Source organism: Corynebacterium sp. CCUG 65737, from assembly GCF_024454115.1.
GTDB classification, from domain to species: domain Bacteria; phylum Actinomycetota; class Actinomycetes; order Mycobacteriales; family Mycobacteriaceae; genus Corynebacterium; species Corynebacterium genitalium.
Window position 1 is genome coordinate 42,352 of the sequence record NZ_JAGPZB010000009.1, and the last position, 13,660, is coordinate 56,011.

Annotated in this window: 11 protein-coding genes; 10 read left to right on the forward strand and 1 reads right to left on the reverse strand. The window is 63.6% G+C overall.

Annotated elements, in window-relative coordinates; translation table 11 throughout:
- Positions 1-2 precede the first annotated feature (2 nt).
- From treS to KBX17_RS08200, 9 genes are all read left to right on the forward strand, one after another.
- A complete protein-coding gene (treS, locus tag KBX17_RS08160; protein ID WP_256019315.1) occupies positions 3-1,760 on the forward strand; it encodes a maltose alpha-D-glucosyltransferase in 1,758 nt (585 codons plus the stop codon).
- 4 nt (positions 1,761-1,764) lie between these two features.
- Positions 1,765-2,835, forward strand: a complete 1,071-nt coding sequence (locus tag KBX17_RS08165; protein WP_256019316.1) for a phosphotransferase — start codon at positions 1,765-1,767, stop codon at positions 2,833-2,835.
- Between the two features lie 258 nt (positions 2,836-3,093).
- Positions 3,094-4,524: a branched-chain amino acid transport system II carrier protein gene (gene brnQ / locus KBX17_RS08170; protein ID WP_256019319.1), complete on the forward strand. Its 1,431-nt coding sequence runs from the start codon at positions 3,094-3,096 to the stop codon at positions 4,522-4,524.
- Between the two features lie 239 nt (positions 4,525-4,763).
- On the forward strand, positions 4,764-5,771 hold the full coding sequence (locus KBX17_RS08175) for an LLM class flavin-dependent oxidoreductase (protein ID WP_255995548.1): 1,008 nt from the start codon (positions 4,764-4,766) through the stop codon (positions 5,769-5,771).
- An 88-nt stretch (positions 5,772-5,859) separates the two neighbouring features.
- Positions 5,860-6,654: a GntR family transcriptional regulator gene (locus tag KBX17_RS08180; protein ID WP_256019320.1), complete on the forward strand. Its 795-nt coding sequence runs from the start codon at positions 5,860-5,862 to the stop codon at positions 6,652-6,654.
- Between the two features lie 43 nt (positions 6,655-6,697).
- Positions 6,698-8,179 carry an ABC transporter substrate-binding protein gene (locus KBX17_RS08185; protein WP_305086239.1) on the forward strand — a complete coding sequence of 494 codons (1,482 nt, stop codon included), beginning with the start codon at positions 6,698-6,700 and terminating at the stop codon, positions 8,177-8,179.
- Positions 8,176-9,108: an ABC transporter permease gene (locus KBX17_RS08190; RefSeq protein ID WP_256019324.1), complete on the forward strand. Its 933-nt coding sequence runs from the start codon at positions 8,176-8,178 to the stop codon at positions 9,106-9,108. The genes KBX17_RS08185 and KBX17_RS08190 overlap by 4 nt, the downstream gene beginning before the upstream one ends.
- Positions 9,105-9,911, forward strand: coding sequence for an ABC transporter permease (locus KBX17_RS08195; RefSeq protein ID WP_256019325.1), 807 nt, complete (start codon positions 9,105-9,107; stop codon positions 9,909-9,911). Before KBX17_RS08190 ends, KBX17_RS08195 begins: the two co-directional genes overlap by 4 nt.
- Positions 9,908-11,299 carry an ABC transporter ATP-binding protein gene (locus tag KBX17_RS08200; protein ID WP_256019327.1) on the forward strand — a complete coding sequence of 464 codons (1,392 nt, stop codon included), beginning with the start codon at positions 9,908-9,910 and terminating at the stop codon, positions 11,297-11,299. Before KBX17_RS08195 ends, KBX17_RS08200 begins: the two co-directional genes overlap by 4 nt.
- A gap of 27 nt (positions 11,300-11,326) precedes the next feature.
- Here KBX17_RS08200 and KBX17_RS08205 read toward each other — a convergent pair whose 3' ends face one another.
- Complete coding sequence (locus KBX17_RS08205; protein WP_256019329.1) at positions 11,327-12,625, reverse strand: phosphatase PAP2 family protein; 1,299 nt, start codon at positions 12,623-12,625, stop codon at positions 11,327-11,329.
- 55 nt (positions 12,626-12,680) lie between these two features.
- Here KBX17_RS08205 and KBX17_RS08210 point away from each other — a divergent pair, with 55 nt between their 5' ends.
- Positions 12,681-13,568, forward strand: coding sequence for a ribokinase (locus KBX17_RS08210; protein WP_005289255.1), 888 nt, complete (start codon positions 12,681-12,683; stop codon positions 13,566-13,568).
- Positions 13,569-13,660: the final 92 nt, after the last annotated feature.

The following is a 13,660-nucleotide window of genomic DNA, read 5'->3' on the forward strand; positions in this document are numbered from 1 at the left end:
TCATGGACGAACAGATGGACGCCCAGGGGTACCTCATTGAAACTGATGCCAGCGAGTACGCCTCGCCGGCTCCCGCTCCCGGAAACGAGCCGTGGCAGCGGCCGGACCCGGAGTGGTACAAGGACGCAGTGTTCTATGAGGTGCTCGTGCGCGCCTTTTATGACCCGGATAACTCGGGTTCGGGCACGCTGCGCGGTGTCGAGGAGAAGCTCGACTACCTGCAGTGGCTCGGCGTGGACTGCCTGTGGCTGCCGCCGTTCTATGATTCTCCGCTACGTGACGGCGGCTACGACATCCGCGACTTCCGCAAGGTGCTGCCGGAGTTCGGCACGGTGGACGATTTCGTCTCGCTTGTCGACGCTGCACATAAACGCGGCATCCGCATCATCACCGACTTCCCCATCAACCACACCTCCGATACCCACCCGTGGTTCCAGGAGTCCCGCCGCGACCCAGACGGGCCCTACGGCGACTTCTTCGTGTGGACGGATGACCCGGAGAAGTACAACGAAGCCCGCATCATCTTCATCGACACCGAAGAATCCAACTGGACCTACGACCCGGTGCGCGGGCAGTACTTCTGGCACCGTTTCTTCTCCCACCAACCGGACCTGAACTACGACAACCCGGCGGTGCAGGATGCTGTCATCGACGTGATCCGCTTTTGGCTGGATCTGGGCATGGACGGCATCCGCCTGGACGCCATCCCCTACCTCTACGAGCGCGAGGGCACGAACTGCGAGAACCTGCCGGAGACCCACCAGTTCATCAAACGCGTCCGCAAGATTTTCGACGAGGAATACCCGGGACGTTTCCTCCTCGCCGAAGCCAACCAGATGCCGAACGAAGTGGTGCAGTATTTCGGTTCCGGCGAGGACAGCACAGGTGACGAGTGCCAGATGGCGTTCCACTTCCCCGTCATGCCGCGCATCTTCATGGGCATCAGGCAAGAGCGGGCCCAACCGATCATCGACATCCTGCGCGAAACCCCGGACATTCCCGAGACCGCTCAGTGGGGCATCTTCCTGCGCAACCACGACGAGCTCACCCTCGAGATGGTCAGCGACGACGAGCGCGACTTCATGTACACCAACTTCGCCACCGACCCGCGCATGCGCGCCAACGTGGGCATTCGCCGTCGCCTCGCCCCGCTGTTGGGCGGCCACCGCGACCGCCTCGAGCTGGCGCATGCCCTGTTACTGTCACTGCCGGGCTCGCCGTTCCTGTACTACGGCGATGAAATCGGCATGGGCGATAACATTTGGCTGCCTGACCGCGACGGCGTGCGCACCCCCATGCAATGGAACGCTGACCGCAACGGCGGCTTTTCCCGCGCCGATCCGGAGCGTCTCTACCTACCTGCGATCCGCAACGACACCTACGGCTACCAAGCCATCAACGTTGAATCCCAGATGGGCCGCGAGAACTCGCTGCTGCACTGGGTGCGCGACCACGTGCACATCCGCAAGCAGTACCGGGCTTTCGGCCGCGGCGACTACCAGGAGGTCCAGCACGACAACGAGCAGGTCCTCGCCTTCATCCGCGAATACAACGATGAGACCGGCCGCAACGAGCGCATCCTGTGCGTGAACAACTTGAGTTCCCGCCCGCAGCCAGTGGAAATGCGCCTGTCGCATCTCAACGGTGTGGTGCCGCGCGAGCTGTCCGGCAACGTCGAGTTCCCCGCGATCGGTGAACTCCCCTGGCTGGTCACCCTCGCCCCGCACGGCCACTTCTGGTTCGACGTCTCCTGGAGGTAGTTGCATGGACTTGCACGCGGCCCGTTTCTACGGCGCGAAATCGGAACCAATCGATTCCCAGACCGTCTCCGCCTCGGTGCCTTTGGGCTCTTACGAGTGGCAGATCCTGGACGTTCAGCACGGCGCCACCACGGACTTCTACCAGGTCCTCGTGGCCGATGACGAGGACGCGTTGCACACCGACGCCGGTGCACAGGCGTACCTCGAAGGGCTCGCCGAGTTCGGCGAGGTCCACGGCGACATGTCCGGCAGCTCCGCCCGCCCGCTCGGCGCGGACCAGTCCAATACGTCGCTCGTGGTCGACGAGCGCTGGATCCTCAAAGTCTTCCGCAAACTCGAAGACGGCCTCAACCCCGATGTCGAGTTGCTCACCGGCATCGCGGACTGCCCGCACGTCGCCGGGGTGCGCGGCCACCTCGTGCGCGACGGTCGCACGCTAGCCATGACGCAGGAGCTTATCGACGGCGGACGCGACGGCTTCCAACTCGCCACCACCAACGGACTCAGCGACTCGGACGCCCACGCCCTTGGCGCGGCGATCCGCACCGTGCACGACGCTCTCGCATCGGCCTTCGCCGTGGACAACGTCCCGGCCAGCCAGATTCGGGACTCCCTTAACGCGCACCTCGACGAGCTGGTCGACCAGGCCGAACAGCTCCGCGCGCACGAGGGAACGCTGCGTGAGATCTACTCCCGCATTCCCGACGGTGACCTGCCCGTCCAACGCATCCACGGCGACCTTCACCTCGGCCAGACACTGTACGTTCCTGCCTCGGAGCCGGATACCGGCACCGGGCACTGGTACCTCATCGACTTCGAAGGCGAGCCCGCTCGCCCTTTGGAGCAGCGCCGCCAACCGGACCACGCGTTGCGCGACGTGGCGGGAATGGTGCGCTCCTTCGGGTACGCGAAGCTTGGAAACACGGACAATCTCCTCGCGGGGTACGGCACGGACATGGACGCGCTGCTGGCTGCCTACGTGGCCGATAAAGCTGCATACGAGGTCGTCTACGAGGCCAACAACCGCCCCGACTGGGTGGATATCCCGCTGAAGGCGATCAGGGAGCTGGGTTAGCCGGAGGCGTCGAAAAGCATTAGCTCAGTCATTTTCGCGCCGTCCACGTGTCAAGTAACTGGTTTCACCTGCGTCACATTTGACCTGGGGTAACGGAACGCGGTTTTCAACGGCACGAAAAAGCGATCTTTCGCATGTGTGAGAACGGGTACGAACAGGGGCACCCACGACGATTTTCATGCAATAGGATATTGATCCCAGCAGACGGAATGCTAGGGTAACCCCTACTAATTCGTTCATTTTCCCCCGGGAGGCTTCATGTCTACTGCTGTTACCGGCACAGCGAAGGGCTCAGAACAGGGCGGTGCTTCGAAGACCGCTGTTGTGGTCACCGCGCTGGCGCTGTTCTCCATGTTCTTCGGTGCGGGCAACCTGATTTTCCCGCCAATGCTGGCCGTTCAGGCCGGCGATAATTTCTGGCCGGCGATCCTCGGCTTCCTCACCACCGGCGCTCTCCTGCCGGTGCTGGCCGTGATCGCCATTGCCGTGTCCGGCTCAAACGTCCGTGACTTCGCGCAACGAGCAGGCACATTCTTCGGCATCATCTTCCCGATCCTGGCCTACCTGTCCATCGGCGCCTTTTACGCTCTGCCGCGTACCGGTGCCGTCTCTTTCGAGGTGGCCATGACGCCGGTATTCGGCTGGGAGGGCACTGTTCCGCGTGCGCTGTTCAACATCGTGTTCTTCGGCATCGCTCTGGCATTGTCCTGGAACCCCACCCGGATCACCGACACTCTGGGCAAGTTCCTCACCCCGGCGCTGGTGATCCTGCTGATCATCATGATCGGCACCGCGATCTTCACCATGACCAACCAGGGTTACACTCCGAGCGAGGATTACGCGAATAACGCCTACACCACCGGTGTCCTCGAGGGCTACCTGACGATGGACTCCATCGCTGCCCTGGCGTTTTCCATCGTGATCATCTCCTCCCTGCGCTTCAAGGGCCTGGGCGAGGGCAAGCCGCTGGTCCGCGGCACCATCTTCGCAGGTCTCGGCGCCGGCATTATGCTCGCGCTCATTTACCTCGGCCTGGGTCTGATCGGCCGCGCAATGCCGAACGCCGAGCAGTACGACAACGGCGCACCACTGCTTTCTGACGCCGCCCTGCAGATAATGGGCAAGCCCGGCCAGATCATCTTCGCCCTGATCGTTGTGCTGGCCTGCATGACCACCGCGATCGGCCTGATCACCGCCACCGCAGAGTACTTCTCCGAGCAGGTCGCTGGCTCCTACCGCACCTGGGCCATCATCTTCGCTGTCGCCTCTGCAGTCATGGCCACCCAAGGCCTGAACTTCGTCATGGCTGTCGCGGCTCCGGTGATCGGGTTCCTCTACCCGCCTGCCATTGCGCTGATCTTCGTGACGCTCATCGAGCCGCTCTTCCGCTCCCGCACGCGCTTGCACTGGGGCTTCTTCCTGCCCATCTGGGTTGCTGTCGCGTGGTCACTCATCTCTACCTTCATCAGCTTGGGCTGGGGTGCTGACGCCCTGACCCCGCTGGTCAGCTGGTCCCCGATGCAGGCGTACGACCTCGGCTGGCTGCTGGCGACCGCTGTCGCATTCGTCATCGGCGTGATCATCGACCTGGCACGCCCGGCTGCTCCAATGGAGATCGGCACGCAGCGCACCGTCGACGGTGACGAGCCGTACGCGGTGACTGAGTCCGCAGACGCAGAGCGCGTTTAGCGAACCCACTCTTCGTCGGCCGGCATCTTCGTCAGATGTCGGCCGATTGAATCTTCCGATGACCGCTACCTCTTTGACAAAGCTCGTTTCGCGGTCACCACTTCGCGCAGCAACCCAGTTCCACTGTCCATGCTCAGCACAGAATTCCCCTGATCGGTCACCTCCGCTCACCTCTAGACTCGCCTCGAAACTGACCGGAAGGCCGGGAATTATCGGTCGCGCACAGCGTTGTACCAAGCATGGATCAGTCAACTTCTTCTTCCACGCGAGCAACCCTGTCCCTCCTCGACTTTTGCACCGTGCGCGACAACGAGACCGCAGGTGAATCCATGCAGCGGTCGGTCGAATTGGCCCAGACGGGTGAACGGTTGGGCTTTGACCGTGTCTGGTACTCCGAGCACCACAACATGCCGTCGATCGCCTCGTCCTCTCCGGCAGTGCTGATCTCCCACATCGCTGCTAAGACGGAGAAGATCCGGCTCGGCGCTGGCGGTGTCATGCTGCCGAATCACTCGCCGTACGTCATTGCAGAACAGTTCGGCACCCTCGCCGAGCTCTACCCGGACCGCATTGACCTTGGCCTGGGCCGCGCGCCCGGCACGGATCAGCAGACGCTGGGCGCTGCTTTGCGGCGTGACCCTCGCGCCGCCGACAACTTCCCCAACGACGTCTTGGAGCTGCAGGGTTACTTGGCCGGCAAACCCGTCATCCCGGGGGTGACAGCAGTTCCGGGCGCCGGGACGAACGTGCCGCTGTACATTCTCGGCTCATCGATGTTCGGTGCCTCGTTGGCGGCGAAGATCGGTCTGCCCTACTCGTTCGCTTCGCACTTTGCGCCGACCCACCTGGTGGAGGCGACGAAGTACTACCGCGAGAACTTCCAACCCTCCGAGTACTGCGAGGAGCCGTATGTGATTGCGGCGGTGAACGTGACGGCGTCGGACAGCGAAGAGGACGCTGCGCGGCAAACGGAGTTAGTGCATCGTGCTCGTGTCCGCGCGCTGCTGGGTCGCCAGGGGCGCGTGCTGAGCGAGGAACAGCTTGACGCTGTGATGAACGCGCCGCAGGGCCAGCAGATCGTGGGCATGCTGCGCTACACGGCCCAGGGCACAAGCGAGCAGATCACCGATTATCTGGAGCAGTTCCAGGAGCTTTCTGGAGCCGATGAGCTGATGATTTCCCTGCAGTCCCCCACCCACGAAGAGTCGCTGCGCTCGATGGAGATCCTCTCGGATGCGTGGGCTTAGCGGGCACTGACCCTGTCGACAACGCTCATGGGCAGTTCATTAAAGTAAAGGCCGCTGAACACATTCGGATGAACGCATATCAAGAGGAGTGGGGATCATTTCACGCCGGCAGCAGCACGAGGAAATCGCCGAGTACCTCCAAGATTTGATCCAAAGCGGCGAACTTGCCCCCGGCGATCCGCTTCCCTCCGAAGCTGAGCTGTGCGAGAAGTTCGATTCTTCCCGCGGCCCGGTGCGCCAAGCGGTGGCCACGTTGCGTGCCGACGGCCTGATCTCCTCCGGCCGCGGACGCCGCTCCATTGTTCTGCTCGCGCCGTCGACAAGCAGCTTCGACGCTCTCCTATCCGCCTCTGCCCTGATGAAGGAGCAAGGCCGCACATCCGGCGGGAAAATCCTGCGGATCGCACGCGAACCGGCTGATGACCGTACAGCTCGGGCCCTCCAGCTTGAGCAGGGCGACCCGGTTGTCGAGGTCGAACGGGTGCGTTCCGCAGACGGCGTACCAGCGGTGATTGAGCGCCTAGTGTTCCCGTTCAAGATCGGTGAGCGACTGCTCGCGATGTCTAAGGACAATGAATCCGTCCACACGCTCTTGGAAGAGCAGGGCGTTCATGCTGACAACGCTGTGCGCATTGGGCAGATCACCACAGCGACTGCGGAGCAGGCAACGTTGCTGGAAATCGAAGAAGGCGCTCCGCTGTGGCACGTGGAACTGCGGGCGTCGACGTTTCAGGGCGAGCACATCGAGTACGCGGAGTATGACTTCCGCGGCGACATGATGCGCTTGGTCATGTCGAATGTCCGCGGCGGCCCTGTGCCGGTGAAGTTCAGCATCATCGATCCGGGCACGCAGCCTGGTGACTACGGTGAATATAACAATTAGCCGAACAAGACCCCCTGTTAACTTTTTGGTAACCTCAGCGCCTATGAAACCAGTCATGTGCGCTGCTGCTCTTGCCCTAGCAGGGGCACTAGCAGGGTGTTCCGCAGGCAGCACAGCCACAAACGTGGGGCGGATCGAGCCCGGCAGCGTCGTCGTGGGCACCACGTCCGCGCCCGAGTCGCTCGATTTCACCACTACATCAGGCGCGGCGATTCCGCAGGCGCTCATGAACAATGTCTACGAAACGCTCGTGCGTATCGACGAATCCGGCAACCCCGCCCCGTTCCTCGCCGAGAGCTGGGACATCAGCGATGACCGAACCGAGTACACCTTCCACCTCAAAGAGGGCGTGACCTTTTCCAACGGGGACGAGTTCACTGCTGAAACGGCCGCGTTCTCCATCAACTACGTCAAGGACTCCTGGACCAACGGTTTGAAGGCGCAGATGGACCCGGTGGTGGGGGCAGAGGCTGCGGATAAGCACACGCTGAAGGTGACACTCGACGCGCCGTCGAATAGCTGGCTGTGGTCCATGGGCACGCTCACGGGCGCCATGATGACGCCGAGCGGTGTTGACGCGCTGGCCACGACACCTGTAGGCACGGGCCCGTACACCGTGAAGCACTTCGCGGTGGGCGAGTCGATCTCCTTCGACGCGCGCGAAGACTACTGGGGTGAAGGCGCACAGCAGGACGCTGCGATCAGGTACTTCTCCGACGCGGTCTCCTCGGTCAACGCACTGCGCGTCGGCGATGTGGATGTGGTGTGGTCGCTGCAGGCCCCTGAGCTGCTGCAGACGCTTCCCGACGATTTCGATGTTCAGGTGGGCACCACCAACGGCGAAGTAGTACTGAGCCTCAACAACCGGCGCGCCCCCTTCGACGACCCGGCTGTGCGCCGCGCGGTAGCCTACGCGATCGATCGACGCGCACTCAATGACGTCGTCTGGTCGGGAATGGCCACCGACACCGGCGGAGCACCCGTACCGCCGACCGACCCGTGGTTCACGGGGCAGGATTACTATCCCTTCGATCCGGACAAAGCCCGCGAGCTTCTTGCCGGCCGCGAACCCGAGATCACACTGACCATCCCCTCGCTGCCCTACGCTCAGGACGCGGCGGAGCTGGTTTTCTCGCAGCTATCCGATGTCGGTTTCCACGTGAAGCTGGAGACCGTCGAGTTCCCCGCCGTGTGGTTGGGTCAAGTGCTCAAGCAGGCGGATTACCAGGCCTCGCTCATCGCGCACGTGGAGCCGCGGGACATGCAGAACTTGTTCGGCAACCCGGAGTATTACCTCGGCTACGACTCTGAAAAGGTCCGCGAGGATTTCGCGCGCGCCGATGCCGGTGACCAGCAAGAGCAGGTGGCAGGGATGCAGGCAGCGGTGGACACCATTATGGCGGACGTGGGCGCCCTGACGTTGGCCAATGCCCCGAACATCGTGGTCACTGCACCCGGAGTGACCGGCGTGGACCCGAACGTGGTCACTGACGGTCTCGACCTAGCGGGGGTGAAAAAGAAATGAAGCAGATCGGACTCGCCCTGTTGCGGTTCGTGCTCATGCTGTTCGCCGCCAGCGTGATCATCTTCGTGCTGCTGCGCGCAGTTCCGGGCGACCCGGCGCGCATCGCGCTCGGCGTGACCGCAACGGACGAGGATGTCGCGGCGTTGGCGGCGCAGCTCGGCACCGACCGGCCGCTTGTGGTGCAGTACTTCGACTGGATCGGCGGCCTGCTCACCGGTGACTTCGGCGTTTCGCTGTCCAGCCAGCAGGAGATCACTCCCCTGGTGTGGGACCGGGTGCAGGTCTCGCTGATCCTGACGGTATCCGCCATGGTGCTCTCTTTGCTCATCGCTATCCCGCTGGGCACACTGTTGGCGCGTCGAAACTCGGCGATGCTCGGGGCTCTGACGCAGATTGGCATTGCTGTGCCCAGCTTCCTTGCCGGCATCCTCGCCATTGCGGTGTTTTCCGTGTGGCTCGGTTGGCTCCCGGCGAACGGCTGGTCGCCGCCGAATGCGGGATTCGGGAAATTCCTCTCCCACCTCGTGCTGCCAGTGGTGTCTTTGACGCTCGTGCAAGCGGCCATCCTCACCCGATACGTCCGCTCTGCCGTCGCAGAAGAAATGGATAAAGACTACGTGCGCACGGCGCGTTCCATCGGGTTGTCCACGCGCGAAGCGCTTTACCGGCACGCACTGAAAAACGCGCTCTTGCCGGTGCTCACCGTCGCTGGTCTCCAGATGAGCACGCTCATTGTGGGCGCTGTCGTCATTGAAAGAGTCTTTGTCATTCCCGGTGTCGGCTCGATGCTTCTCGACGCTGTAGCCACCCGCGACCTGACCACCGTCCAGACCATCATGATGCTGCTGGTCGTGTTCACCCTGGCCGTCACTCTCTTGGTGGACCTGCTCTACCGGCTGGTCGACCCGCGTTTGAGGAGGCAAGCATGAGACGTTTCCCTGCGACCTTCTGGGTGGGCGCGGTGCTGGTCGGCATCGTGGTCACGCTGGGGCTCATCGCGCTGGTGTGGACGCCGTACAACCCTGTCCAAGCGAACCCCGAACAGCGACTGGAGGCGTTTTCCGCCACCCATTGGATGGGCACGGACCAGTACGGCCGCGACATGCTCAGCCGCATCATGGACGGTGCCCGCATCTCGCTGCTGGTCGCGTTCGGCTCGGTCGCGTTGTCAGCACTGATCGGAGTGCCGCTGGGCATGTGGGCGGGCATGTCCCGCGGCTGGATTGAGACACTCATCATGCGCTCCAACGACCTGCTGTTGGCCTTCCCCGCTTTGCTGTTGGCCATCGTGTTCACCGCGGTGTTCGGCGCGTCAATGTGGATCGTGGTGCTGGCGATCGGCATCGCGGGCATCCCCGGCTTCGCACGCGTGGCGCGGGTAGGCACACTGCAGGTCATGGCGCAGGACTACATTCTCTCCGCCCGGGTCTCTCGCGTGCCCGGCCCGGTCATCGCGTGGCGGCACGTGCTGCCCAATATCGCTGCGATCCTCATTGTTCAGGTCTCCGTCGCGCTCGCGCTGGCCATCCTCGCTGAGGCCGGTTTGTCCTTCCTCGGATTGGGCACGCCCGCCCCGTACGCTTCCTGGGGCAGGATGCTGCAGGCTTCCCAGGCCTATCTGGCCACCGCACCCCACCTCGCGCTGTGGCCTGGGCTGGCTATCGCGGCGACAGTACTTGGGTTCAATCTGCTGAGCGACGGCCTCCAGACCGCCTGGAAGGTGAAACGATGACAACTCCCTTGGTGCAGGTAGAAAGCCTCGCGATCCCCCGGATCCTGGAGGACATTTCCTTCGACATCTCCCCCGGTGAGCGCGTGGGCCTGATCGGTGAGTCCGGCTCCGGCAAATCCATGACCGCCATGTCCATCATGGGCTTGGTCGACCCGCGGCTGAAGGTCTCCGGTTCGATCACCGTGCATGGCCAAGAAGTGACCCGCAGCATGCGCGGCACCACCGTGGCCATGGTCTTCCAGGAACCGATGACCGCACTTGACCCGCTCATGACGGTCGAGCGCCAAGTCGCTGAGGCCAGCTCGCTAGATCGCGCGCGCGAACTCCTGCGCGAGGTCGGCATTAAGCGCACCGCCGCCTATCCGCACGAGCTCTCCGGCGGCCAGCGCCAGCGCGTGCTCATCGCCCTAGCTATTGCCGGCGACCCGGACCTGCTCATTTGCGACGAGCCAACCACAGCCCTCGACGTGACCGTTCAGGCGCAGATCCTCGATCTGCTCGACCGCCTGGTCCGGGAGCGCAACATGGCGCTGCTGTTCATCACCCACGACCTTGGCGTCATCTCCCGGATGACGGACCGGATCATCGTGCTCAAGGACGGGCGCATCGTTGACCCCGACGCGGACCTGAAGAATCCGCAGGTGGACTACACAGCACAGTTGGTCGCGGCGTCGCGGCCGGGGGAACCGGCGCTGGTGCGCGACGCGGATAAGCCGATCGTTGAACTTGACCACGTCACCTGGCGCCGCGGTGACACGCTCGCGCTTGATGACGTCTCTTTGACCGTCCGCAAAGGCGAGCGCCTCGGCATCGTCGGTGGATCGGGCTCGGGCAAGACTTCGTTGCTGCGACTCATCGCAGGTCTAGGTGAGCCAGATAGTGGCACCGTGCGTGTCGACGGCGGCTTGCAGATGGTCTTCCAAGACCCCTACTCCTCGCTGAATCCGCGCCGGAAAGTGCGCGATTCGATCCGTGAATCCGGCACCGATAAGCAACGCGCGGATGAGGTGCTGGCCCAAGTCGGCCTGGAGGGCACGGGCGATCGTCTTCCCAACGAGTTCTCCGGCGGGCAGCGCCAACGCATCTCCATTGCGCGCGCCGCTGCCCCGCACCCGGAAATCCTCATTGCCGACGAGCCAGTTTCGGCGCTCGACGTGTCAGTGCGGGCTCAGGTGCTCGAGCTTCTCGACGACCTTGTGGTCCACGACAAACTCACCCTCATCTTCGTTTCCCACGACCTGTCCGTCGTAAGGCAGGTGTGCCCCACGATCGCGGTGCTGCACAAGGGCCGCATCGTGGAGACCGGCCCGACCGAAGACGTGTGGGCGAACCCGCAGCACGAGTACACGCGCAAGCTGCTGGCCTCCATCCCTGCGTTCGAGTATTAGCGCTCAAACGCAGGAAGGAGATCGCCGCTAACGCAGAACGGTGACCGATCCGTCCTGGTTGACGTTGACCTTCGCAGACGTCGCCGCGGCCAGGTTGACGCGCTGCCAGGAACCGCCCTCCGCTTGCCAGTCCAGCGGGTTGCCCGGCGCGGTGGCGGTCTGCGCAATGACCTGCGCGCGCTGGTGGTAGTTGAGCTCGGGGAAGCTCGCCGCGATGAGCGTCGGCGCTGCCTGCGGGACGATCATCGGGGCGTCGGTGCGGTAGATCGGCTTGAAGTCGTAGGTGTTCCACTTCGTGGTCTGCTCCACGGCCGTCGCGGTGGGCACATACGGTTTATCGGATGCCACCAGCTCCGGAATGGACTTGCCGGTGCGCCACTGCATCTCGGCGCGCAGCTCAGCGGCAGCCTGGTCGAACGCGTTGCGCATCTTCGGGTCATTCAGACGATCCGCAGCAGCAGCCTGGCCGGACATGCGCCCGCCGATGACATCGAGCGGGTAGTGCACCCCCAGCACGATCCGGCTGTGACCGGCTTCAGCACCACGGTAGTGGAGCTGCGGGGCAGCCTCCGGGACCATGTACGCCAGCAGCGAAGTGACCAGCGCAGCCTGGTTGGTGTGGCCGGACGGGAAAGACTTCGAGGTCAGGTACAGGTCCTCCCCCGGCGGGTTGTAGCGCTTGATGCGATCCGGGGCGACCACGTGCGGGCGGTTGTAGTTGAAGATCTGCTTCTCGGCGAAGGTGGAGCTGGCGATGCCGCCGGAGCGGGCCAGGTAGCCGTTACCCAGCAGGTACTGCGTCTTGGGTAGGCGGCCTTCGCGCAGGGCGTCGCGGAACTGCTTGCCGAATTCCTCGCCAAGACCCTCCGACAGCGTCACCAGCAGCTCGTCGGAGGAGGCGACAGCGTCGACCTGAGCGCGGCGCACCAGCTCCGGGTCGGAGGATGCAGCATTGTTGATGGCGATGACCTGCTGCAGGTTGGAGTCCATCACGTCGGGGCGGTTGTCGCGCAGGGGCGGGAAGAGGCGGTTGACCTCGGCGTAAATGCCGTACTGGTAAGGCGAGATATCGGAAATGTAGCCGGCCAGGTAATCCGGGCTGAACGGCACCGGTTGCGGGGCGCCGCTGGCCTCGCGGGGAACCTGTCCGGTCGAGGATCCGGTGTTCGGATCGCGCAGCTGCGGCACTGTGACCTTGGAGTTCGGCGGGAGGTTGAAGTTCACGTGACCCAACGGCTGAGCGTGAGCCGGGGCGGCGGTGAGCGAAACAGCAGGAACGGCAACGGCCAGTGCGGTGGAGAAAATGGCAGGGAGGAGACGCTTCATGCGATGAGAGTAACCCGGCCCCGCACACCCTGCAGTACTTCCCTACCCTGGGGGTATGGCAGAGATTGTTGTGGTCGGTTCCATCAACGCAGACCTGACCGTGGGTGTCGCGCGCCACCCCCATCCGGGCGAGACTCTTCTGGGCACTGGCGGGGGCATCTCCGCTGGCGGCAAGGGCGCGAACCAGGCCGTTGCCGCCGCGCGGCTGGGCAGTTCCGTCGCCATGGTCGGCGCTGTCGGCGACGACACCAACGCCGAGGACGCGACCGCTCTACTGAAAGAAGCGGGGGTAGATCTCAGTGGAGTTATCATCGGCACGGAAGTCACTGGCTTAGCCGTGATCACCGTCGCTGAGGACGGAGAGAACACGATCATCGTGGTGCCGGGGGCGAATGGGGAGATGGGGGCTGGTGCCGTCGAGAAGCAAAAAGCTCTCATCGAGACAGCGGAACTTGTCCTGCTGCAAGGCGAAATCCCTGCTGACGGTTTCAAGCGCTCGGTCGAGCTGAGCCGTGGGCGCGTGGTGATCAATCTAGCGCCGGTCATCGACGTCGACCAAGACGTTCTCCTGCGGGCCGATCCGCTCGTGGTGAACGAGCATGAGGCTGCCGGCGTGCTGGAGATGCTCGGCCACGCCTCCCCAGACGACCCGCAGAAGCAGCTGGACGCGTTGATGCAGGCTGGCTTTGCTTCCGTGGTGATCACGCTCGGCGCAGACGGTGCACTCGTCGCAGCCGACGGCATGAGCGAGAAGATCGACTCTCCGCGTGTGCAGGCGGTGGACACGGTCGGGGCGGGCGACGCGTTCACGGGTGCGCTGTGCCACCAGCTCGTCCACGGCGCAGACATCGTGGACGCCGCGCGCTTCGCCGCGAAGGTCGGCGCATTCTCCGTGACCCGGCACGGAGCCCAAGCCTCCTACCCGCTAGCAGGAGAGCTCTAGCAAGCCCCGGCTAGCGGCAGATGTAGAACAACAGCGCGGGGTCGAGGACGTGCTCTTCGGTGTACTCAAACATGGCATCCAAAGTCTCGAAC

Coding starts and splice junctions, on each gene's coding strand:
- KBX17_RS08205 (WP_256019329.1), bottom strand. CDS start 12,625: ATGAAGCGTCTCCTCCCTGCCATTTTCTCCACCGCACTGGCCGTTGCC.
- KBX17_RS08200 (WP_256019327.1), top strand. CDS start 9,908: ATGACAACTCCCTTGGTGCAGGTAGAAAGCCTCGCGATCCCCCGGATC.
- KBX17_RS08195 (WP_256019325.1), top strand. CDS start 9,105: ATGAGACGTTTCCCTGCGACCTTCTGGGTGGGCGCGGTGCTGGTCGGC.
- treS (WP_256019315.1), top strand. CDS start 3: ATGGACGAACAGATGGACGCCCAGGGGTACCTCATTGAAACTGATGCC.
- brnQ (WP_256019319.1), top strand. CDS start 3,094: ATGTCTACTGCTGTTACCGGCACAGCGAAGGGCTCAGAACAGGGCGGT.
- KBX17_RS08165 (WP_256019316.1), top strand. CDS start 1,765: ATGGACTTGCACGCGGCCCGTTTCTACGGCGCGAAATCGGAACCAATC.
- KBX17_RS08175 (WP_255995548.1), top strand. CDS start 4,764: ATGGATCAGTCAACTTCTTCTTCCACGCGAGCAACCCTGTCCCTCCTC.
- KBX17_RS08185 (WP_305086239.1), top strand. CDS start 6,698: ATGAAACCAGTCATGTGCGCTGCTGCTCTTGCCCTAGCAGGGGCACTA.
- KBX17_RS08190 (WP_256019324.1), top strand. CDS start 8,176: ATGAAGCAGATCGGACTCGCCCTGTTGCGGTTCGTGCTCATGCTGTTC.
- KBX17_RS08210 (WP_005289255.1), top strand. CDS start 12,681: ATGGCAGAGATTGTTGTGGTCGGTTCCATCAACGCAGACCTGACCGTG.